Origin of the sequence: Gordonia asplenii (genome assembly GCF_012933505.1) — a bacterium.
Classification (GTDB): Bacteria; Actinomycetota; Actinomycetes; order Mycobacteriales; family Mycobacteriaceae; genus Gordonia; species Gordonia asplenii.
Window position 1 is genome coordinate 1 of record NZ_JABBNB010000107.1, and the last position, 438, is coordinate 438.

Sequence of the window (438 nt, forward strand, 5' to 3'; positions counted from 1 at the left end):
TAGTACTTTGTTAGGTGGGGAAGGTGTGGTGGCATAGGGGGCAGGTTCCGATCCAGATGGCAAGTGCGCGTTGGATTGTGCGCAGGATGCTGTAGAGGGTCAGGCCTGCCCTGATGCTTTTGGGGCGGTGAGTCGCAGGGTGGTGAGGAATAGGTGGGCGGCGAGGACGAGGGTGGTGTGGTGGTACCAGCCGGGGTAGGAGCGTCCTTCGAAGTGGTCGATTCCGAGTCCGGTTTTGAGTTCGCGGTAGTCGTGTTCGATGCGCCAACGCATTTTGGCGGTGCGGATGAGTTCGGTGGTGGGGGTGTCGGGGGGCATGGTTGAGAGCCAGTAGTCGGTGGGTTCAGGTGCTTGTGGTGGCCATTGGGCGATGAGGGTTTGGGGGTTGAGGGTGCCGTCGGGGTTGCGGGGGATGTCGCGGTTGGCGGGGCGGACGGT

Annotated in this window: 1 pseudogene; it reads right to left on the bottom strand. The window is 62.6% G+C overall.

What is annotated here, in order from left to right:
* Nucleotides 1–438 (bottom strand): annotated as a pseudogene (locus HH308_RS29385) (hypothetical protein); the annotation flags it as partial.